The organism is Rhodanobacter sp. UC4451_H18, assembly GCF_052978225.1.
In genome coordinates, this window is the sequence record NZ_CM129663.1 from 1,861,526 (window position 1) to 1,883,243 (window position 21,718).

Annotated in this window: 18 protein-coding genes; 3 read left to right on the forward strand and 15 right to left on the reverse strand. The window is 68.7% G+C overall.

Annotated features, from left to right (window positions below):
* Window positions 1-48 precede the first annotated feature (48 nt).
* A complete protein-coding gene (locus ACVCMG_RS08530) occupies window positions 49-600 on the forward strand; it encodes an O-acetyl-ADP-ribose deacetylase (RefSeq protein WP_447105443.1) in 552 nt (183 codons plus the stop codon).
* Here ACVCMG_RS08530 and ACVCMG_RS08535 read toward each other — a convergent pair.
* From ACVCMG_RS08535 to ACVCMG_RS08585, 11 genes are all read right to left on the reverse strand, one after another.
* Entirely contained in the window at window positions 587-2,296 is a 1,710-nt protein-coding gene (locus ACVCMG_RS08535) for a BatD family protein (RefSeq protein ID WP_447105442.1), read from the reverse strand. The two genes, ACVCMG_RS08530 and ACVCMG_RS08535, sit on opposite strands and share 14 nt — an antisense overlap.
* A complete protein-coding gene (locus ACVCMG_RS08540) occupies window positions 2,293-4,200 on the reverse strand; it encodes a tetratricopeptide repeat protein (RefSeq protein ID WP_447115380.1) in 1,908 nt (635 codons plus the stop codon). The genes ACVCMG_RS08535 and ACVCMG_RS08540 overlap by 4 nt, the downstream gene beginning before the upstream one ends.
* Complete coding sequence (locus ACVCMG_RS08545; RefSeq protein ID WP_395121207.1) at window positions 4,197-5,180, reverse strand: VWA domain-containing protein; 984 nt, start codon at window positions 5,178-5,180, stop codon at window positions 4,197-4,199. Before ACVCMG_RS08545 ends, ACVCMG_RS08540 begins: the two co-directional genes overlap by 4 nt.
* A complete protein-coding gene (locus ACVCMG_RS08550; protein ID WP_395121205.1) occupies window positions 5,173-5,709 on the reverse strand; it encodes a DUF4381 domain-containing protein in 537 nt (178 codons plus the stop codon). Before ACVCMG_RS08550 ends, ACVCMG_RS08545 begins: the two co-directional genes overlap by 8 nt.
* Window positions 5,706-6,641, reverse strand: a complete 936-nt coding sequence (locus ACVCMG_RS08555) for a DUF58 domain-containing protein (RefSeq protein WP_447105440.1) — start codon at window positions 6,639-6,641, stop codon at window positions 5,706-5,708. Before ACVCMG_RS08555 ends, ACVCMG_RS08550 begins: the two co-directional genes overlap by 4 nt.
* Window positions 6,638-7,633: an AAA family ATPase gene (locus tag ACVCMG_RS08560; RefSeq protein WP_395121201.1), complete on the reverse strand. Its 996-nt coding sequence runs from the start codon at window positions 7,631-7,633 to the stop codon at window positions 6,638-6,640. The genes ACVCMG_RS08555 and ACVCMG_RS08560 overlap by 4 nt, the downstream gene beginning before the upstream one ends.
* A 170-nt stretch (window positions 7,634-7,803) precedes the next feature.
* A complete protein-coding gene (pilQ, locus tag ACVCMG_RS08565) occupies window positions 7,804-10,026 on the reverse strand; it encodes a type IV pilus secretin PilQ (RefSeq protein ID WP_395121199.1) in 2,223 nt (740 codons plus the stop codon).
* Between the two features lie 55 nt (window positions 10,027-10,081).
* On the reverse strand, window positions 10,082-10,624 hold the full coding sequence (locus tag ACVCMG_RS08570) for a pilus assembly protein PilP (protein WP_395121197.1): 543 nt from the start codon (window positions 10,622-10,624) through the stop codon (window positions 10,082-10,084).
* Window positions 10,624-11,274 (reverse strand): type IV pilus inner membrane component PilO, encoded by a 651-nt coding sequence (gene pilO / locus ACVCMG_RS08575; RefSeq protein ID WP_395121195.1) that lies wholly within the window; start codon window positions 11,272-11,274, stop codon window positions 10,624-10,626. Before pilO ends, ACVCMG_RS08570 begins: the two co-directional genes overlap by 1 nt.
* Window positions 11,271-11,990 carry a PilN domain-containing protein gene (locus ACVCMG_RS08580; protein WP_447115381.1) on the reverse strand — a complete coding sequence of 240 codons (720 nt, stop codon included), beginning with the start codon at window positions 11,988-11,990 and terminating at the stop codon, window positions 11,271-11,273. Before ACVCMG_RS08580 ends, pilO begins: the two co-directional genes overlap by 4 nt.
* Window positions 11,990-13,048 (reverse strand): pilus assembly protein PilM, encoded by a 1,059-nt coding sequence (locus ACVCMG_RS08585; protein ID WP_395121191.1) that lies wholly within the window; start codon window positions 13,046-13,048, stop codon window positions 11,990-11,992. Before ACVCMG_RS08585 ends, ACVCMG_RS08580 begins: the two co-directional genes overlap by 1 nt.
* 254 nt (window positions 13,049-13,302) lie before the next feature.
* Between ACVCMG_RS08585 and ACVCMG_RS08590 the strand changes: the two genes are divergently transcribed.
* Both ACVCMG_RS08590 and ACVCMG_RS08595 read left to right on the forward strand, forming a co-directional pair.
* Window positions 13,303-15,834 carry a penicillin-binding protein 1A gene (locus ACVCMG_RS08590; protein WP_447105439.1) on the forward strand — a complete coding sequence of 844 codons (2,532 nt, stop codon included), beginning with the start codon at window positions 13,303-13,305 and terminating at the stop codon, window positions 15,832-15,834.
* A gap of 57 nt (window positions 15,835-15,891) precedes the next feature.
* Window positions 15,892-16,566, forward strand: a complete 675-nt coding sequence (locus tag ACVCMG_RS08595) for a hypothetical protein (protein ID WP_395121187.1) — start codon at window positions 15,892-15,894, stop codon at window positions 16,564-16,566.
* Window positions 16,567-16,647: 81 nt separating this feature from the next.
* Here ACVCMG_RS08595 and ACVCMG_RS08600 read toward each other — a convergent pair whose 3' ends face one another.
* The 4 genes from ACVCMG_RS08600 to recG all read right to left on the reverse strand — a co-directional run bounded on the left by ACVCMG_RS08600 (window position 16,648) and on the right by recG (window position 21,709).
* Entirely contained in the window at window positions 16,648-17,943 is a 1,296-nt protein-coding gene (locus ACVCMG_RS08600; RefSeq protein WP_447097419.1) for a citrate synthase, read from the reverse strand.
* A 315-nt stretch (window positions 17,944-18,258) separates the two neighbouring features.
* Window positions 18,259-18,513 carry a type B 50S ribosomal protein L31 gene (locus ACVCMG_RS08605; protein WP_395121183.1) on the reverse strand — a complete coding sequence of 85 codons (255 nt, stop codon included), beginning with the start codon at window positions 18,511-18,513 and terminating at the stop codon, window positions 18,259-18,261.
* A gap of 75 nt (window positions 18,514-18,588) precedes the next feature.
* Window positions 18,589-19,524, reverse strand: a complete 936-nt coding sequence (locus tag ACVCMG_RS08610; RefSeq protein ID WP_395121181.1) for a nucleoside hydrolase — start codon at window positions 19,522-19,524, stop codon at window positions 18,589-18,591.
* A gap of 70 nt (window positions 19,525-19,594) precedes the next feature.
* Window positions 19,595-21,709 carry an ATP-dependent DNA helicase RecG gene (gene recG, locus ACVCMG_RS08615; protein WP_447101071.1) on the reverse strand — a complete coding sequence of 705 codons (2,115 nt, stop codon included), beginning with the start codon at window positions 21,707-21,709 and terminating at the stop codon, window positions 19,595-19,597.
* Window positions 21,710-21,718: the final 9 nt, after the last annotated feature.

The window sequence follows — 21,718 nt, forward strand, 5'->3', positions numbered from 1 at the left end:
CCGCCCGAAACCTGAGGGCAGCATAAGCCGCCCGCCTCCTGCAAAGCCATGCCCCTGGACATCGTCATTGCCGACATCACCACGCTGCACGTGGATGCCATCGTCAACGCCGCCAATGCCAGCCTGCTCGGCGGCGGTGGCGTCGACGGCGCGATCCACCGCGCCGCCGGTCCCGCGCTGCTGCAGGCCTGCCGGCAGCTTCCGTCGGTGCGTCCGGGCGTGCGCTGTCCGACTGGCGAGGCGCGCATCACGCCGGGCTTCGCGTTGCCGGCGGCACACGTGATCCACACCGTCGGCCCGGTGTGGCAGGGCGGCACGCAGGGTGAGGCGCGACTGCTGGCAAGTTGCCACGCCAACGCGATGCTGCTGCTGCGCGAGCACGGTTTGCGCACGATCGCGTTCCCGGCAATCAGCTGTGGCGTGTACGGCTATCCGGTGGCGCAGGCAGCCGCGGTGGCGCTGGCCAGCCTGCGCGACGAACTCGCCCGCGACGATCGCGTCAGCATCACCGTATGCTGCTTCAGCAACAGCGTGGCCGACATCTTCCGGCGTGTGCGCGACGCCACGCCGGACGACGGCACACCCTTCAACGCAGCTTGAACGGATACAGCGGCGGCAACGCGTCGTCCGAGTGATCGCCCGTGCCAGTCTGGCGCCAGGCGAAACCCCGCTTGAACGCCTCCGCCGGTGCCGTGCCGCCGACGTCGCCCGCCGCCGTACCGGCGGCGTAGCGACGACGCTGCAAGTCGTCGATCACCGCGCGCTGTGCCGCATCGTCCAGGGCAGCGGACAACTCGCCCGGATGCTGGACGTGCGGTCGCTCGGCGCGCGCCCAGGCCATCAGGCAGTGCAGTTGTCGTGCGGCGTCGGTGCCGCGCGCGGCGCTGATGAACTCTTGTCGCGCCCGGCGCGCGCTGTCCGGCACAACCGCGGGCGCCGGGGAAGCTTTGGGCATGGCGCGCCGCCGACGCTGCCACCACCAGGCCAGCACGCTGAGCAACCACAGCGCGAGACTGGCCAGCGCGATCCAGCGCCATGGCATGGCACCGGCGGGCGCGGGCATGGGCACGGGTGCGGTCGTGGCGGGCGCAGTCGTCGCCGCCGGCACCGCGCCTGCAGGTGATGCCGTGCTGCCGCCGATCGCCGGCAGCACCTCGATGCTGCGCGCGGGGATCTGTGCCACCTCCTGGCGGTCGGTGAGCACGTTCCACCAGGTCACCGTGGTCGCCGGGATCGTCAGCGGGCCGGAGCGCTCGGGCACGATGGCGAACGCCTGCTCGCGCTCGCCCACGGTCCACTGCCCGGCGACGTGGTTGCGGCTGACCGGCTTGTCGGGATAGACCGTGGCGCCGTCCAGCGGCGGCAGGCTCAGGCTCGGCAGCGCGTCGTCGGACAAGCCGGTGGCGCGCAACGTCATGGTGAGGTTGAGCGGCTGCCCCACGCGCACCGGCTGCTGCGCGTCCGGCCAGCCGTCGATCGTCAGGCTCAACGCCCGCGCCGGCAACCACGCCTTGTTGCCCCAATCCGCAGGCGCCGCCTGCACATCGATCGCCACCGGCGCGGCGCTGGCCGAGACGTTGTTGGTGGCGCCGAAGAAGCTGCCCGGGTCGTACGGGTCAACCGCACTGCCCTGGAAACTCGCTGCAGGGATTTCCAGCCGGCCGGCCTGCTGCGGGATCAGCGCATAGCGCCGTTCCAGCACGTGGTAGCTGCGGCCGCCGCGTTGCGTGTCGTAGCCGATGTCCTTGCCCAGCGGCTGCAGCGTCGCCCCGTGGACATCGGGCATGTCGATCGAGCCGCCGCTGAGGTTGCCCGCGTAGAACAGCTTCACCACATAGCTGAACTGCTCGCCGACATAGCCGCGCTGTGGCTCCACCGTCGCCTCCATGAACACGTCGCGATTCGGCGCGGCACCCGCCACGGGCCCCTGCGCGTCGACCTGCAGCGACAGCGGCGCCGTGCGTTCGTCGGCGACCTGCAGCGACGGGATCTGCAAGCTGCCGGCGCGAAGAGGCCGCAGCGCGATGCCGAAGGTGAGGCTGGACGTCGCCTTGCCGTTCTCGACCGACAGGCTGCTGTTCTGCGAGGTGCCGAGGATGCTGAAATCCTGTTGCAGCGCCTGCAGGTCGGGCATCGCGGCGGACGCGGCGGCGCCCTCGACGCGGATATTGAGCGTGACCGTGTCGCCCAGTTGCACGTGATCGCGATCCAGCGTCGCGCTCACCTGCGCCGCGTGCGCGACCGGCACCAGCATCAGCGCGAACAGGCACAAGACGATGATGCGTGCGTGACTCATGGCTGGTCGTCCTCCTGCGCGCCACCACCGTGGCGCTCGCGATATTCCAGTTCGAACTTGCGCCGCAGCAGGCCGCCGGGGTCGTCCTGCACGCGCTGCAGCGCGTGGCGCAGGTCGGCCGGCAGCTTCGACTGCGGATCATCCCGGTCCAGCGTGCCGAGCTGGTGCGTGGCCGGCGACTTCGCGTCCGCTGGCTGGCCGGCGGCCAGCGCCTGGTCCATCTGCTGCTTCAAGGCGCGCTGCGCCTGCTCGGCCTGCGCCTTCTGCTCGGCGCGCTCCCGCGCACTGCGCGGTGCGGGCTGATCGTGGGTGCCGGCGTCGCCGGGTTGCTGCGAACCGTTCGACGGCTTGTCCTGTTCGCCCGCACCGGAAGGCGACTGGCTCTTGTCGGATTTGCCCTGCCCCGACTTGTCCTGCTCCGATTTGTTCCCACCCGATTTTTCCTGGCCTGATTTCTCCTGGCCCGACTTGTCGTCGCCCGACTTGTCCTGCTCGGACTTGTTCTGGCCCGTGCTGTCCGGCGAGGATTTTTGCTGCTTCGACTGCCGTTTCAGCCACTCTTCCACGGCTTGGCGGTTGGCCTTGGCGTCGGCATTGGCCGGATCGATTTGCAGCGCCTGGTCGTAGGCCTCGATCGCCTGTCGATACTGCTGCGCTTTCGCCAGCGCATTGCCGCGGTTGTAGGCGGCATCGCTGCCGGGAGCGTGCTGCAGCGCGTCCGCCGCCGCGGCATAGTCGCCGGCGCGGTAAGCCGCCACGCCGCGCCAGGCGGGATCGCGGGCGAGTTGCTGCGCCTGCACGGCATGGCCGTCGCGCAGCGCCTGCACGGCCTGCTGGTCGGGGCGTTGCCACAGGTCCTGCCAGGTGCCGGCCTGCGCCGTGCGCGGCAGCAGCGGCAGGCTGACCAGCAGCACGAGCATGATCCAGCCGCGGCGAAACGCCGTGGCGGCCACCAGCAGCAGCGACAGCAACAGCCACGGCCCGCGATCCTGCCACTGCGCACCGTGCTGGCCGCTGGCCTGGGCGGCGCCGCTGCTGCGCAGTTGCGCGTGCAGGGCGTCGATGTCGCCGTGGTCGGCGCTCATCGCCACGTAGACGCCGCCGCCTGCGCGCGCCAGCGCGTCAAGCGCGGCGTCGTCGCGTGCGGCCAGCACCATGCGGTCCTGCGCGTCGTGCAGGAAGCCGCCCTCGGGCAGCGGGACCGGGCCGCCGTGGACGCTGCCCACGCCGAGCACCGAGACGCGCACGCCGGCGGCGAGCGCCTTGCGCGCGGCCGCGTCGGCGGCGGCATCCGCCTGGTCGGTGATCAGCACCAGCGTGCCGCCGTCGGCATTCGCCTGCTGGACCAGGCGCACGCCGCGGTCGATCGCCGCGGCCGCGTCGTTGCCGTCCACCGGCATGGTGTCGGGCGCCATCGCGTCGAGCAGATCGTCGAGGCTGTGGGCATCGGAGGTCAGCGGCGCGACGACGAAGGCCTCGCCAGCGTAGCCGATCAGCGCGTTCAGGCCGGCACGGTTGGCCGCCAGCAGCTCGTGCGCCTTGAGCCGTGCGCGATCGAGCCGGCTCGGCGCCACGTCGCGCGCCAGCATGTGCCGCGACAGCGAGATCGCCAGCACCTGCGCCGGACGGTTGGCGTACAGCGCCTGCTCGACGCGGTTCCAGGTCGGCCCGGCCAGCGCCAGCGTGGCCAGCAGCCAGGCCAGCGCGAACAGCCACAGCGGCAACTGGCGCTGGCGCGGCTGTCCGCGCAGCAGCCGTGGCAGCAAAGCCGGGTCGACCAGTCGCGACAGGATCAGCTGGCCGCTGTCGCGCCGCCAGCACGGAAGCGCCAGCAGCGGCAGGCCGAGGAGTGCCAGCAACCACCAGGGGTGCAGGAAATGGAACTGTTGCAGCAGCTCGCTCATGCCGCCTGCTCCCGCACACGCAGCCGGGTGGGCACGATCGCCAGCAGCAGCAACACCAGCGCAGCCAGCAGCGGCCAGCGGAACAGTTCGTGGCGCGGCCGCAACGCCGGCCCCTGCCGCGGCATCGGCTCCAGCGCGTTGATGGTGCGGTAGGCGTCGGCCAGCTCGCTGCTGTCGGTGGCGCGGAAGAAGCGCCCGCCGGTTTCGGCGGTGATCGCCTTGAGCATGTCGGCGTCGAGGTCGGCCGAGGGGTTGACCATCTGCAGGCCGAAGAATCCCGGCACCTGCATCGCGGTGGCGCCGATGCCGATGGCGTAGATCCGCACGCCCGCGGCCTTGGCGGCACGCGCCGCCTCGCGCGGAGCGATGCCGCCGGCGTTGTTGACGCCGTCGGTGAGCAACACCAGGACGCGCGCTGCCTCCGGCAGGCCCGCCAATCGCTTCACCGCCACGGCGATGGCGTCGCCGATCGCAGTCTGGTCGCCCGCCAAGCCCACCGCCGCGGTCTGCAGCTGCGCGCGCACGGCCGAGAGGTCGTAGGTCAGCGGCGTGACCAGATAGGCCTGGCTGCCGAACAGGATCAGGCCCATTTCGTCGCCGCGGCGCCGGCTGATGAAGTCGCTGGCGATCGCCTCCACCGCGCCGAAGCGGCTGACCGGTTGGCCGGCCAGCTGCATGTCCGGCGTGCGCATGCTGCCGGAGAGATCCACCGCCATCATCATCGCCCGCCCGCTGCGCTGCTGCGCCTGCGGCGGACCCAGCCACTGCGGCCGCGCCGCGGCGGCGAGCAGGCACAACCAGGCCAGCCCGAGCAGCCACGGCGCGGCACCGTGGTTGCGCCGATCAGCCACCGAATCCAGCTTCACACCCGGCTGTGGCAGATGCAGCGCGACGCCCGGGGCGGCCGCACGCCACCACCAGCGCAGCAACCACGGCAACGGCAACAGCAGTACGACCCAGGGCCAGGCGAATTCAGGCATCGGCTGGCTCCGAGGAGGGCTTCTTCCGCTTCCATGTGGACGGCTTTACGGCCAAACGCAGCCACCGCCGTGCGGCCTCGACGAGATCGTTCTCGTCGCCGCTGCGGGGTGGCTGGTAGATGAGCTGCTCCAGCCGATGCAGGCTGTCCTGCGTGGCCGCGTCCACCGGCACCCGCGCCAGGACGTGCCGCCAGGCATCGCCACGCAGATGCACCGCGGCGGCGTCCTGTTCGCGGGCGACGCGCCGCAAGAGTTGATGCAGGCCGCCGAGCAGGGCCGCGCGATCGCCGTCCTCGCGGTGCCGCCGGACAAGGTTCTCCAGCTCGCCGAGAATGCGCCGCTGCCGTTGCCGCACGCGGCAACGGCGTTGCCAAACCCACGCGAGGCCCGCAAACACCAGCAGCGCGAGCACGGCAAGCAGCCACCAGCCGGGTGCGGGCGGCCACCACGAGGGTTCGGCCGGCAGGTGGATGTCGCGCAGTACCGGCCCCGGCGCAGCGGCCGTCGGCGGCGTCGCCGCCGCGATCATCGCGGCGACCTCTTGCGACCGATCAGGCCCGCCACGGCATCGAGCGGATCGGCCGCGGTATCGATGGTGGCGTGGCGCAGACCCAGCGAGCCGGCCAACTCACTCAGCCGTCGGGCGCCTGCACCCAATGCCTGGCGAAAATCTGCACGCTGATGCGCCGATTGCAGCCGCACCTCGCGACGCTCGCCTGCATGCTCCAGCGGATAGCGCCCCGGCGGCGCGAGCTCCAGCTCCAGCGCATCCGCCGTGACCAGCACGGCCACGCCCGCGTGCCGGGTCAGTTCAATCAGTCGCTGGCGCGCGGCGGCGTCGCAACTGAAGCCGTCGCTGAGCAGCAGGACGCGGCTCGCACTCCGCGCCACGTGTGCCGCGCGTGTCAGCGCATCGGAGAGCGGCTGTTGTTGATCGGCGCGATCCGCCGCGTGCCATCGCGCCAGCGCACCGCATACGGCGAGTGCACCATGCGCGCCGGCTTGCGGCGCCAACCACTGGTCGACGCCGCCGAAGCCCAGCATCGCCACGCGCTCGCCGGCACGGGTGGCAAACCACGCGGCCAGTGCCGCCGCGCGAGCCGCCTGCACCGACTTGAAACGCACCCGTGTGCCGAAATGCATGCTGGCATGGGTATCGAGCAGGATCAGCAGACAGCCTTCTCGATCCTCCTGGAACAGCTTCGTGTGCAGCTTGCCGCTGCGCGCGGTGAGTCGCCAGTCGAGTCGGCGCACATCGTCGCCGGCCTGGTAGACGCGCGACTCGGCGTAATCCATGCCGCGGCCGTACAGACGGCTGGACTGCTGGCCGTGGCGGGCGGCGCGCGTGCTCAGGGGCGCCATGCGCACGGAGCCGACGCGCGCACGCAACGCGATCAGCTCGGCCAGCGACACCTCGCTTGCGCCATTGCCATCCGCGACTTGTGGCGCCAGGACACTCACGGCAGCGGCACGAGATCCAGCAGGCGCGCCACCACCTGGTCGGGGGTGATGCCTTCGGCCTGCGCTTCGTAGCTGAGCAGCACCCGATGGCGCAGCACCTCATGGACGATTGCATGCACGTCCTCGGGCAACACGTAGGCGCGGCCGGCCAGCCAGGCCTGCGCCCGCGAACAGCGATCCAGCGCGATGGTGGCGCGCGGGCTCCCGCCCCAGGCGATCCAGCGCTTCAATTCCGCGCCATAACGGCCGGCGTCGCGCGTCGCCAGCACCAGCTGCGCGAGGTACTCCTCCAGCGCCGGCGCCATGTGCACGGCCATCGCCGCATCGCGCGCGGCAAACACCTCGTGCTGGCTGAGCAGCGCGCGTGGCGGCGCGGCCGGGTGGGCGCGCCGACTGGCCTGCTCGCGCGCCAGCTTGAGGATCGCCAGCTCCGCCGCGGCATCGGGATAGCCGATCGTCACGTGCATCAGGAACCGGTCGAGCTGGGCCTCCGGCAGACTGAAGGTGCCCTCCTGCTCGATGGGGTTCTGCGTGGCCATCACCATGAACAGCTCGGGCAGTTTCCAGGTGCTGCGGCCCACGGTGATCTGCTGCTCGGCCATCGCCTCGAGCAGGGCCGACTGCACCTTGGCCGGCGCGCGGTTGATCTCGTCGGCCAGGATGATGTTGTGGAACAGCGGCCCGCGCTCGAACTCGAAACTGCCCGACTGCGGCCGGAACACGTCGGTGCCGGTGAGGTCGGCCGGCAGCAGGTCGGGGGTGAATTGCACGCGGTGGAAATCCGCCTCGATCCGCGCCGCCAGCGCCTTCACCGCGGTGGTTTTGGCCAGGCCGGGCGCGCCTTCGACCAGCAGGTGGCCGTCGGCCAGCAGCGCCACCAGCAGGCAATCGATGAGCTTCGGCTGGCCGATGATGCAATCCACCAGCTCCTCGCGCAGGCGGGCGAACGATTGCTGCAGCGCGCCGAGAGGCGGGTTTTCGGGCATGTCCATGGGCAGTTCCAGTTACGGGGCAAGGCCTGCGGCATCCTTGGAGAGCGGACGCGTCGGCGTGCTTCAGACCATCATCGGCACGGGAAGTTTAATGTGACGTGCGCCGGCGGCCGGCGCGCACGAAAAAGGGCGGCCGAAGCCGCCCCTTTTCTTCGCCGCTGCGTGGCGGCTTACTGCAAGGTGTCGCTGAGGATGCGCGGCGTCACGAAGATCAGCAGCTCCGCCTTGGTGGTGCTGCGCTTGGTGTTGCGGAACAGCGCGCCGAGACCGGGGATGTCGCCCAGCCCGGGCACCTTGGAGACGGTGTTGCTCTTGTTGACCTCGTAGATGCCGCCGAGCACCACGGTCTGGCCGTTGTCGACCAGCGCCGAGGTGTTCACCTCGCGCGTGTCGATCTGCGGCACCTGGCCGTTCGGCGTGTTGAGGAAGCCGGCCAGCGCATCCTTCTTCACGTTGATCGCCAGGTAGACGCGGTTGTCGGCGGTGATCGTCGGGGTCACCTTCAGCTCCAGCACGGCGTCCTTGAACTGCACCGAGGCGGTCGGTGCGCCACCGGTGCCGGAGCCCTGGTTCTGGTAGGTGACGTAACCGACTTCCTGGCCCTGGCGGATCACGGCCTCCTGCTGGTTGGCGGTGATCACGCGCGGGCTGGAGATCACCTCGCCACGGCCTTCGGATTGCGCTGCGGAGAGCTCCAGGTCGATCGCGTAGTTGGCGCCGAGAATGGCGAAGCCCAGCGTGCTGCCGCCGTTCACCGGCATGTTCACGTTGAAGCCGCCGGGCAAGGTCACCGCACCCGGATGCGGCGGAGCACCCTGGCTGCCGTTGGCCACCCAGTCGGTGACTGCGTTGTTGTAGTTGACGATGTTGTTGTGCACGCCGGTGCCGTACTTCAGCGCGCCATCGCCGGTCGGTGCGGTGGTGATGATGTTGTTGTTGTTGGTCTGGTTGCCCGACACGCCCCACTTCACGCCCAGCTCGCGGGTGAAGTCGTCGGTGGCCACCACGATGCGCGATTCGATCAGCACCTGCTGCACCGGCTTGTCCAGCACGGCGATCAGCTCACGCAACTGCTTGATCTTCTCCGGCGTGTCGTTGAGCAGCAGGGTGTTGGTGCGCTGGTCGAACGAGACGCTGCCGCGCGGCGAGAGGAAGCCGCGCTGGGCGTTGGCGCCGCCGCCGCCACCGCCACCCTGCATGCTGCCGGTGGTCAGCAGCTTGGCGATGTCGGAGGCCTTGCCGTAGCTGATCGGCACGTAGTCGGTGACCAGCTCGGCGGTGTCCTGCGCCTTCAGCTTGGCGTCGGCCAGATCCTGTTCGTACTTGGCCAACTCAGCCTGCGGCGCGACCCAGATGACGTTGCCGTTGCGGCGCTTGTCCAGGCTCTTGGCGCGCAGGATCACGTCCAGCGCCTGATCCCACGGCACGTTGACCAGGCGCAGGGTGACGCTGCCGCCGACGCTGTCGGAGGCGACCAGGTTGAGCCCGGAGATATCGGCGATCAGCTGCAACGCCGAGCGCACCGGGATGTCCTGGAAGTTGAAGGTGACGCGCTTGCCGTTGTAATTGGGCTGCGCGTCCAGCTTGGCCAGGCGCTCATCCTTGGCGGCGGCCTTCTTCGGTGCCACCTCGACCACGTACTGGTCGGGGGTCTGGTAGGCCGAGGTCTCGACCGTCCCCTTGGTGTCGATCTCGATGCGCGCGCCGCCACCGTTGCCGACGCGGCTGGTGATCGACTGCACCGGGGTAGCGAAGTCCAGCGTATCCAGGCGCTGCGCGAGGTTGGCCGGCAGGTTGGCGTGATCGATGGTGACCACCACCTTGTCGCCCTGACGGGTCATTTCCGGCTGCGCGCCGCTGCCGCTGAAGCTGACCAGCACGCGGCCCTCGCCGTTCGGGCCGCGACGGAAGTCGATGTTGGAGATCGCCGGGCCATCGGAGGACGACGGCAGCCGCTTGGTCGGGTCGATCGTGGAGGCGGTGGTGACCGCCTGGTCGGCGGTGCCGTTGTTGATCGTCAGCACCAGGCTGTTGCCATCGACGCTGGCGCGGTAGCTCGACGCGCGCATCAGCTCGACCACCACTCGGGTGCGCCCACCGGCAGACACTGCCGAGACGCCGGAGGTCGAACCCTTGCCGATGTCCATGTGCCGCCCGGCGGCATTGGTCGTATCGGGCAGGTCGACCGCGATGCGCGGCGGATTGTCCGTGGTGAAGATCTTCGGCTCCGGCACCGGGCCGTCGCCGAAGTTCAGGTGCAGCTGGACGCTGCCGCCTGGCAAGGCGTCGTAGCTGATGTTCTTCAGCGTGGTGGTGGCCGCGATGGCGGCACTGGCCCAGGTGGCACCGACGATCAGCAGGCCCATCAGGAAGTAACGGCTCGCATGGCGCATGACTCGGCCCCGCACGGATTGGAATTGGTTGGTCATTGCATCTGCCCCTGTGTACCTATTGCTCGCCGAGTGCGACGCTGGCGGGACGTTCCATCCAGCCACCATTGCCGTTGGATACCAACTCGACCAGATCGACATGGTCTTCGCTGATGGCGGTGATGTGTCCGTAGTTCTGTCCCATGTATTCCCCCACATGGACGCGATGGATGACACCACCCGGGTCCTTGATCAGGACCTCCATCTTCGGACCGACACCAACCGTACCGACCATCTTGAGGCTGTCGAGGGCGAACATCTCCAGCGGCTCCTTGGCCCGGTTGGCGTCCGGCCGCGGTCCGCTGGTCGCGTTGTCGTTCTGCAGTTCGGCCGTGCTGGGGCTGAACGGATCACGCTTGTCCTGGTCTTCGTACTTGAACGTCTCGAAGGTCTTGATCACGGGCAGCGGCGGAATCGGCGCACCCTTCTTGGCCTTCTCCTGCGCGACCCAGGTGCGCAGGTCGGACATGCCGCGGGTGCAACCGGCCAGAACCAGCACAGCCAGCAGGATCAGCAGCAGCCGCGTCACGCCGGCGGACTTGCGGGCAATCGACTTGTTCATCATTTCTTCGCCCCCGCCTTGGTTGCCGCGGCAGCGCTTTCGTCGTCATCGAGATAACGGTAGGTCTTGACCGTGCCCTCCAGCACCAGTTGTCCGGTGCCAGCCGTGCCCGCCTTGGTCGGCGCCTTCGGCGTCAGCGAGACGTCGTGCATGGTGAGGATGACCACTCGCGGCAGCGAAGCCACGCCGCTGATGAAGGTGCCGAACTGATGGTAGGTGCCGGTGAACTTCAAGGCGATCGGTCTCTCCGCGTAGAAGTCCTTGGGCGTTTCCGCGCCTGGCACGAACAGGTCACTCTCCAGCCCCGCGGCCTGCGCGGTCTGCGAGATGTCGATCAGCAACTCGGGCATCTCGGTCTTGCTGGGCAGCTGGCGCAGCAACTGGCGCAGCATGTCCTGCATCTCGTTGAGCTGCTGCTCCAGCGCCTCGAGATTGACCGACTTGGCCTGCTTGGTGGAGAACTCCTGCTTGAGGCTGTTCTCCTTGGTGGCCAGCGTGTCGAGACTGTCCTGCTGGTCGCTGACGATGAAGTACCAGCCCACCAGCAGCACCACCGCGAGGACCAGCACGGTGAAGAAGATCTTGACCGACTGCGGCCAGCCGCCGACGTTGTTCTTGTCGAGGTTTTGCAGATCGCTGAAGAAACTCATGATCCGGCACCTCCCTTGGCAGCGGCGGCAGGGGTGGGCGTGACTTCCGGCGTTGACCTGGCCGTGGCGGAGGTCGCGCTGGCCGGCGGCGCGTTGAGCGCTGCAGGTACGGCCGGCGTGGCCGTGGAGGTAGTCGGTTCCACCTGCGCCTTGGTCGGGTCGACCTCGTCGGTCTTGGGCCGGCTCAGCGTCACGTTGAGGCCGAACTGGTAGGGCATGCGGGTCGCATCATGGGTGTTTTCGGTCTTGCGCAGGTCCGCATGGCCCATCCACGGCGAGGACTCGATGTTGCGCATGTACTCGGCGACGCTGGCGTTGGACTGCGCCACGCCGTCGAGCGACATCGACTGGCCGCTCTGCTTGAGCGCGGTCAGCCGCGCACTGGTCGGGATGGTTTTCACCAGTTCGTCGAACAGGTGCACCATCTGCGAGCGATCGGCCTGCAACTGCTCGATGATCTGCTTGCGCGCCAGCAGGTGCTCGCGCACTTTTTCCAGATCCTTGATCCTGGCGATGCGCACGTCCAGCTGCTTGATTTCGGTCTGCAGGTAGGCGTTGCGGTCGTTCTGGTTGTCGATGCGCTGGTCCATCCAGAAGATCCACAGCAGCAGCAGCAGCACGGCGGCCACGAAAGCGGCGGCCAGCTGCATGTAGAACTCGCGTTCGCGCTGCTTGCGCCGCTCCGCGCGCCACGGAAGTAGGTTGACGTGTGCCATCAGTCGAAGCTCCTCAGGGCGAGGCCGACCGCGATCATCAGGGCCGGGGCATCCTGCGCCAGCGCCTGGGCCTGCACCCGCGGCGACAACGACATGCGGGCCAGCGGGTTGGCGACCACGCAAGGCACGCCGAGCTGCTCTTCCAGCATCGGGCCCAGTCCCTCGATCGAGGCGCAGCCGCCGGCCAGCACCACCTGATCGACCTTGCTGTATTCGCTGCCGGCGAAGAAGAACTGCAGCAGGCGGCTGATCTGCTGGATCAGCGACTCCTTGAACGGCTCCAGCGCCTCGGTCTCGTAGGACTCCGGCAGGCCGCCCTTGCGCTTGGCGCGGCCAGCCTCCTCGTAGGAGAGCCCGAAGCGGCGCATGATCTCGTCGGTGAGCTGCTTGCCGCCGAACACCTGTTCGCGCGAATAGATGGTGCGCTGGTTGCGCAGCACGGAAAGCGTGGTCATGGTCGCGCCGATGTCGACCACCGCCACCAGGGCGTCGCGGCCGACGTTGAGCTGGTCGGCGACCATCGCGAAGGCGTTCTCCATCGCGAAGGCCTCCACGTCGATGACGCCGGCAGTGAGGCCGCCCAGGTCCAACGCCGCCACGCGCATGTCGACGTTCTCGGTGCGCGAGGCCGCCAGCAGCACGTTGTTCATGTCCGGGTTGTCGCGTACCGGGCCGATCACCTCGAAATCGAGGCTGACCTCGTCGATCGGATACGGGATGTACTGATTGGCCTCGACCTGGATCTGGCCTTCGAGGTCATCGTCGGATAGCTCGCTGGTCATCGGGATGATCCGCGTGATCACCGCCGACCCGGCCACCGCGGCGGCGGCGTGCTTGAGCTTGGAACCCGAGCGGGCCAGGGCGCGCCGGATCGCGTCGCCCACCGCCTCGACCTCGACGATGTTCTTCTCGACCACCGCATTGGGCGGGAGCGGTTCCACCGCGTAGTGCTCCACGCGATAGCGCCCGCCCGCCTGACTCAGCTGCAGCAGCTTGACGGCGGTCGAACTGATGTCGACGCCGATCAGCGCCGGCTTCTTCGGTGTAAAGAGCCCCACGGTGTGTCCCCCTTGCCGCTGACGCCCTGACCAGAGTTCTGGCGGGATGCGCAGTGGCATTAAATCTAAAAATTAACGCAATGGCAACGGTCTACAGGAACTTTCTCAAGTAATTGGCGTGATGTCCACCACATTTGCAGAGCTTGCCCGGCTGGCGCGCCTCTTGCTTTGCGGAGCCGTCCTCGGTTGCCTGACGAGCATGTTGCTACATCTATACTCTGTCATGCTTTGACTCAGGTCTCGCTATCCACACCATGCGAATTTTCAAGCGTTTGTTGCGCTGGGCACTGCTCCTGGCCTTTTCCGGTTTGCTTCTGGCAGTGCTCGCGACAGGCGTGGCGTACTGGTTGATAGCTCCCCGGCTGCCCTCGGTGGCGGTGCTCAAGGACTATCACATGCAGGTGCCGCTGCGCGTGCTGAGCGCCGATGGCAAGCTCATCGCGACTTTCGGCGAAACCCGGCGCATCCCGGTGGACATCGCCGAGGTGCCCGACCGGCTCAAGCACGCGGTGCTGTCGGCGGAGGACGCCGACTTCTACCACCACCCCGGCGTGGACTGGCGCGGCATCGCCCGGGCCGGCTGGCACGTGATCATCACCGGCGGCGACAAGGGACCCGGCGGCTCCACCATCACCCAGCAGGTGGCGCGCAACTTCTTCCTGAGCCCGGAAAAGCTGTACTCGCGCAAACTTACCGAGATCTTCATCGCGCTGCGCATCGAGCACGAGCTGACCAAGGACCAGATCCTGGAGCTCTACCTCAACAAGATGTTCCTCGGCCATCGTTCCTATGGCGTGGCGGCGGCGGCCGAGTACTACTACGGCAAGACGCTGGACCAGCTCACCGTGGCCGAATGCGCGGCGATCGCCTCCACTTTCCAGCTGCCCTCGGCGGTCAATCCGATCAACAGCCCCAAGCGCGAGATGGCACGGCGCAACTGGGTGCTCGGCGAGATGCTGCGGCACAACTACATCACCCAGGCAGTGTACGAACAGGCGGTGGCCGAGCCGAATCGCGCCTTTGCCCACGAGCAGCCGATCGAGGTCGACGCGCCCTACCTCGCCGAGATGGTGCGCCGGCAGGTGCTCGACCGCCTCGGCAATGACGCCCTGACCGAAGGCTACGTGGTCCGCACCACGGTGCAGAGCATGCGCCAGCAGGAGGCGGTGGACGCCCTGCGCGACGGCCTGGTCGCCTACGACCACCGCCATGGCTGGCGCGGGCCGGAGGCGCACAAGGAGCTGGCCGAGGGCGCCGGCGAGGCGGATTTCGACCAGGTGCTGGCCAGTTACGGCAGCGTCTCGGGTATGCAGCCGGGACTGGTCATCAGCAGCGACGCCGACCATGCCAGCGTGTACCTGTCCAGTCACGAGAGCGCCCGGCTCGACCTCGACGCGGTGAAATGGGCTCGGCCGCACATCAGCGACAGCCGCGTCGGCGCCGCGCCCACGCGGGTCGATGCCGTGCTCAAGCGCGGCGACGTCATCCGCCTGGCCCGCGACGAGAAGGGCAACTGGCAGCTGGCGCAGATACCCGCCGTGCAGGGCGGGCTGGTCTCGCTCAATCCGGAAGATGGCGCGATCGAGGCCCTGGTGGGCGGCTTCAACTTCAACCGCAGCAAGTTCAACCGCGCCGTGATGGCCGCGCGCCAGCCGGGTTCGAGTTTCAAGCCGTACCTCTATTCCGCCGCTTTCGATCGCGGCTTCACCCCGGCCTCGATCGTCAACGACGCACCGCTGGCGCTGCCCGACCCCTCGCGCCCCAACGGCATCTGGACGCCGTCCAACGACGACGGCAAGTTCGCCGGCCCGATGCGCCTGCGCGAGGCGCTGGTGCAATCGAAGAACCTGGTCTCGGTGCGACTGCTGGATGCCATCGGGGTGAGCTACATGCGCGAATACGCCACCCGCTTCGGGTTCTCGCAGGACGCGATCCCGGCCAACCTGTCGATGGCGCTGGGCACCGCCTCGGTCTCGCCGATGGGCATGGCGCGCGGCTACGCCGTGTTCGCCAACGGCGGCTACCTGGTCACGCCGTATTTCATTCACGAGATCGACGACCGCGACGGCAAGCCGGTGTACCTGGCCAATCCCGCCCGCGCCTGCCGCAACTGCCAGGAACGCCTGCTCGACACGCGCCCGCCCGGCCCGCCGCCGCCGGACATGGCCCGGCCGCCGGCCAATCGCCTGGCGACCGCCGGCAGCACGGACGCGCCCGCCGAGTCGGAGAGCGTCGACGGTGTCGGCGATGCGGTGCTGCCGGCCGACATCCACGACGGCGCCCGGCATGCGCCGGTGCTCGCCCCGCGGGTGATCGGTCCGCGCAACGACTACCTGATCACCTCGCTGATGAAGGACGTGATCCTGCGCGGCACCGGTTCGGCCGCGCGCGCGCTGGAGCGCCCCGACCTGGCCGGCAAGACCGGCTCCACCAACGACCATCGCGATGCCTGGTTCGTCGGCTTCGACGGCGAGTTGTCCACCGCGGTCTGGGTGGGTTTCGACGACTACAGCTCGCTCGGCCGCGGCGAATTCGGCGCCAAGGCGGCCTTGCCGGTGTGGATGCAGTACATGGGCGCGGCGCTGAAGGGGCTGCCGCCCAGCACGTTGCCGATGCCGCCCGGAATCAGTACGGTATGGATCAACCGCGAAAGCGGCCTGCCGACCGGTGCGGACGACCCCAACGGCATGAACGAGATGTTCAAGGTGGAAGACGTCGACCGCCTGCGCAGCCAGGCCGCCCAGCAGAAGGAGCAGGACAAGCAGCACGCCTACGAGATCTTCTGACCCGGGGGCAGGCGACGCCGCTCCCGGACGCCGCCATCCAATGTCGAGGAGTGCGTCATGTCCCGAGGCGAACACCACCGCATCCACGCCCATGACCGGCTGCAACGCAATCGCCTGCGCGTGGCCCAGGAAGCGGCCCGGCTGATGAGCGAGCACGGCATCCGCAATTTCCACCATGCCAAGCTCAAGGCCGCCGAACGGCTGGGCATACTCGACAGCCAGGCGCTGCCGCGCAACCTCGAGATCGAACAGGCGCTGCGCGAACACCAGCGCCTGTTCCTCGGCGACAGCCAACCCCAGCTGCTGCGCCAGCGGCGCGAGGCGGCGGTCGAGGCGATGACCTTCCTCGCCCCGTTCGAACCGCGCCTGGTCGGCGCCGTGCTCGACGGCACCGCCGACATGCATTCGGCGGTGTGCCTGCACGTGTACAGCGACGATGCCGAAGCGGTGGTGCGTTTCCTGCGCGAGCACGGCGTGCCGCTGGAAATGCAGGTGCGCCGCCTGCGCTACAGCCGCACCGAGCAGCCCGAGTACCCGGTGCTGCTGTTCGCCGCCGACGCCGTGCCGTTCGACCTCACCGTGCTGCCGCGCAACGCGCTGCGCCAGGCGCCGCTGGATCGCACCGACGACCGGCCGATGCGCCGCGCCGCGCTGGCCCAGGTGGAGATGCTGCTGGCCGAGGACGATGCCGACGAGGGCTTCGAACAGCGCCTGCGCGCCGCGTTGCGCTGACCGCGCCGAGCGCCAGATGCAGAACGCCCCGGCCGGGCCGGGGCGTTCTGCGCGAAACCGAGGATCAGCCCAAGCGGTGAATCAGCGCTTGCCGGCCGGCACGTAATCACGCACGTCGGCGCCAGTGTAGACCTGGCGCGGACGGCCGATGCGCGATCCGGGGGTTTCGTGCTGCTCGATCCAGTGCGCGATCCAGCCGGCGGTGCGCGCGATGGCGAACATCACGGTGAACATCTCGGTGGGGATGCCCAGCGCCTTGTAGATGATGCCGGAGTAGAAATCGACGTTCGGATACAGCTTGCGCTCGACGAAGTAGTCGTCCTTCAGCGCCGCCTCTTCCAGCTTCATCGCCACGTCCAGCATCGGATCGTTGACGCCCAGCTCGTCCAGCACCTTGTGGCACATCTCGCGAATGATCTTGGCGCGCGGGTCGAAGTTCTTGTAGACGCGGTGGCCGAAGCCCATCAGGCGGAAGCTGTCGTTCTTGTCCTTGGCGCGCAGGATCGCCGACTCGACGTTGTCCGGCGTGCCGATCTCCTCCAGCTGCTTGAGCACCGCCTCGTTGGCGCCGCCATGGGCGGGGCCCCACAGCGCGGTGATGCCGGCGGCGATCGAGGCATACGGGTTGGCACCGGTGGAACCGACCAGGCGCACGGTGGAGGTGGACGCGTTCTGCTCGTGGTCGGCATGCAGGATGAACAGCAGGTCCAGCGCCTTGGCCGCCACCGGGTTCATCTGCAGCGGCTCGCTCGGCACCTCGAACATCATGTGCAGGAAGCGGGTGACGTACTCGAGGTTGTTGCGCGGGTAGCGCACCGGCCAGCCGATCGTGTAGCGGTAGCAGGCTGCCGCGATGGTCGGCATCTTGGCGATCAGGCGGATCGCCGCCATCTTGCGGTCGGCCGGGTCTTCCACGTCCAGCTTGTCGTGGTAGAACGCCGACAGCGACGCCACTGCCGCGGCGAGCATCGCCATCGGGTGCGCGTCGTGGTGGAAGCCCTGGAAGAAGTTCTTCTGCGCCTCGTGCATCATCGTGTGATGCGTGATGTCATGTTCGAACGTGTCGAACTCGGCAGCATTGGGCAACTCGCCGTTGAGCAACAGATAGGCCACTTCGAGGAAGCTGGACTTCTCGGCCAGCTGCTCGATCGGGTAACCGCGATACAGCAGCACGCCCTTGTCGCCGTCGATGTAGGTGATGGCACTCTTGGTGCTGGCAGTGCTGCCGAAGCCCGGGTCATAGGTGAAATGGCCGGTGTCCTTGTACAGCGTGCCGATGTCGATGCACGCGGCACCGAGCGTGCCGGAAACCAGCGGCAGTTCGCTGCTCTTGTGGCTCGATTCATCGACCAGCTTGACGGTCTTGGGGTCGGACACGGAAACCTCCTCGCATGTGGTTCGTCGCCGGCGACGACGGTGGGGACGTCATCGCGCGGCAAGGGAAAGGGTGGATGTCGGCAGCCGGGGAAAGCACGCGACGCAACCGATGCCGGAAACCGGCTGGAACAAGCTCCGCGAAGACTTGCGCCACTCTGCTGCAGGCATCGGGCCACTGCCCATTATCGCACAACGGCGGTCGCGCATTCGATGGCGAATGGTCGTACGCCGGGCACGAAAAAGACACGGGGCAAGCCTGCGCCTGCCCCGTGTCTCGAACCGCCCGCAACCCGGAGGGAGCGGAGGTAAAAGGGTTTATTCCTTGACCGAACCGGCGTAGCGGCGGCGGAACTTGTCCACGCGGCCACCCACGTCCAGGGTCTTCTGCTTGCCCGTGTAGAACGGGTGCGAATGGCTGGAGATATCCACCTTGATCAGCGGGTACTCATTGCCGTCTTCCCACTTGACGGTTTCCTTGCTGGACATGGTCGACCGGGTGAGGAACGAGAAATCGGACGACAGATCCTGGAACACCACCGGGGCGTAGTTCGGATGGGTATCGGCTTTCATGACAGACTCTGAATGCGGCGGTGAAAAGAGCGGCATTGTAGCGGGCAACGCCGGGAACGCGCAAGCACGGGGGGTTCAGCCGGGCACCCCCAGCGCGCGCTGCACCATCGCGGCAAAGCGGGTGTGGTCGACCTCCAGCACGATGTTGGCCTGCGCCGGCCGGCCCAGGCGCCCTTTCCAGTCGACCACGGTGGCGCCGCGGGTCAGGCGGCCGTCCAGCTCTACCGCGACCGCGCGGCGTTCGCTGCGGGTGACGATGGTCGGGTCGAGCGCGACCGCCATCGCCAGCGCATCGGCCGCCACCAGCCCGTGGCGGTCGTGTTTGGCGTTGTAGCCCCGCGCGGTCGCCGCGATCTTGCCGAAGAACGCCGCGCGCCGGTCACCGGCAGCGAGCCAGCGGTCGAACTCCGCGTCGTCGAAGGCGTGGCGCAGGGTTGCCTCCCAGTCCACCAGGTCGAACGACGGGAACGCCTCGAACACGACGTGCGCAGCCTCGGGGTCGAAACCGATGTTGAACTCGGCCGGCACCTTGCCGGTATTGCCGTGGCCGGTCACCGCGCCGCCCATCACCACCAGCCGCTTCACCCGCTGCGGCAGGCCGGGGTCGAGCCGCAATGCCAGCGCCAGGTTGGTCAGTGGCGCCAGTGCCACCAGGGTCAGCTCGCCGGGACGCTCGAGGGTCAGGCGCAGCAGCGCCAGCGCAGCGGACTCGGCGGCGACCGCGGCGGCGGGCTCGGCGAAGCCGACGTCGCCGAAACCGTCACGCCCATGCACGAACGCGGCATCTTCCTCCGGCGCACGCACCAGCGGCATGGCGCAACCGGCGAACACCGGCGTGGCCAGGCCAAGCAGGTCGACCAGCGTGCGTGCGTTGCGCAGGGTGTGCTCCAGGCCGACGTTGCCGGCGGCAATGCCGAGGCCGGCGATGTCGGCATGCGCGGCGGCCATCAGGATGGCGAGGGCGTCGTCGACGCCGGGATCGGTGTCGATCAGGAGTTGCGGCTTGGTCATGTGCATCGGGTTCCTGTCCAGCCGTCCAGTTTATGGGATGAAACGGCGGGGGGCGACTGCCGATGACCGCTCACGCATCTGCGAACCGCGCGGCGCCGCCGATCCAGCGCTCGATCAACCGGCTGGTCTGGTCGGGAAACTCGGCCAGCATGCGTTCGCCCACCGCCTGCACCGCGGGCAGCAGGTGCGCGTCGCGCGACAGGTCGGCGATGCGGAAGGCGAGCTGGCCGGTCTGGCGGGTGCCGAGCACTTCACCGGGGCCACGCAGTTCCAGATCCTTCTCGGCGATGCGGAAGCCGTCGCTGGTTTCGCGCATGACCTGCAGGCGCTCGCGCGCGAGCTGGCCCAGCGGCGGTTGATACAGCAGCACGCAGTTGGAGGCCACCGCGCCGCGGCCGACGCGACCACGCAACTGGTGCAGCTGTGCCAGGCCAAGCCGCTCGCTGTTCTCGATCACCATCAGGCTGGCATTGGGCACGTCGACGCCGACCTCGATCACCGTGGTGGCCACCAGCACGGCCAGCTCGCCGGCCTTGAACGCGTCCATCACCGCCTGCTTGTCCTTTGCCTTCATGCGGCCGTGGATCAGACCCACGGCAAAGCCCTCCAGCGCCGCGCACAACTCGGCGTGGGCGACTTCGGCCGCCTGCGCGCGCAGCTGCTCGGATTCCTCGATCAGGGTGCACACCCAGTACACCTGCCGCCCCTCGGCGCAGGCGGCATGGATGCGCTCGATCACTTCGGCGCGGCGCGCATTGGATACCGCGATGGTCTGCACCGGCGTGCGTCCGGGCGGCAATTCGTCGATCGAGGAGACGTCGAGATCGGCATACGCGCTCATCGCCAGCGTGCGCGGAATCGGCGTGGCGGTGAGCACCAGTTGATGCGGCACCAGTCGGTCCTGGCGGCCCTTCTCGTGCAATGCCAGCCGCTGCTGCACGCCGAAGCGGTGCTGCTCGTCGACAATCACCAGGCCCAGCCGCGCAAATGCCACGCCCTCCTGCATCAAGGCGTGCGTGCCGATCACCACCGCCGCGCCGTCGGCCACGCGGGCCAGCGCCTGCCGGCGTGTCTTGCCGGTGACCTTGCCGGCCAGCCATTCCACCTCGATGCCCAGCGGCTGCAACCACTGCCGGAAGTTGCGCAGATGCTGCTCGGCCAGCAATTCGGTCGGTGCCATCAGGGCGGTCTGGTAGCCCGCGTGCACCGCGGCCAGCGCGGCCAGCGCGGCCACCACGGTCTTGCCGCTGCCGACGTCGCCCTGTACCAGGCGCAGCATCGGCTGGGCCTGCGCCAGGTCGCGCGCGACCTCCTCGCTCACGCGCTGCTGCGCCGCGGTGAGGCGGAACGGCAATGCGCGCAGCAATTGCCGATGCAGCTGCCGCGGTGCGCCCAGCACCGGCGCACGGCGTTGCCGCACCACGGCGCGCAGGCGCTTGAGGCTAAGGTGCTGGGTCAGCAACTCCTCGAAGGCGAGCCGCTGCTGGGCCGGGTGGCGACCGAGCAGCAACTGGCCCAGGTGCGCGTCCGGCGGTGGCCGGTGCACGTAGAGCAGCGCATCGCGCAGCGAGGTCAGGCCGTGCGTGCGGCACAGCGCCGGCGGAATCAGCTCCAGTTGCCCGGCCGGCGGCAGCAGGGCCAGTGCCTTGCCGATCACCGCGACCAGGCGCTTCTGGCCCAGGCCCTCGGTAGTGGGATACACCGGACTGAGCTGCTCGTCGACCACCGAGGCTTCGCTGCCACCCAGGCGCTGGTAGCTCGGGTGCACCATCTCCAGCCCCTGCGCGGCGTGGCGCACCTCGCCGTAGCAGAGCAGCCGCGTGCCCGGCACCAGTTGTTCGGCCTGCGCACGATTGAAATGGAAGAAGCGCAGCAGCAGGGTCTGCGCGCTGGCGTCGCCGATCGCCACCTTGAGTTGCGGGCGATGGCGGAATCCGCGCTCGACGGCCTCGACCACGCCCTCGACCTGCGCGCGTTCCCCGGCGCGCAAGTCCGCGATCGCGGTGATGCGCGTCTTGTCCTCGTAGCGCAACGGCAGGTGGAACCACAGATCCTGCACCCGCGTCAGGCCGAGCTTGCCCAGCGACGCGACCAGCGCCGGGCCCACGCCGGGCAACGTGGCGAGCGGCGCGATGCCGGGGTCGGCAATGGCGGGAGAAACGGGACGGGCGTTGCGCGTGGCCATGAAACCCAA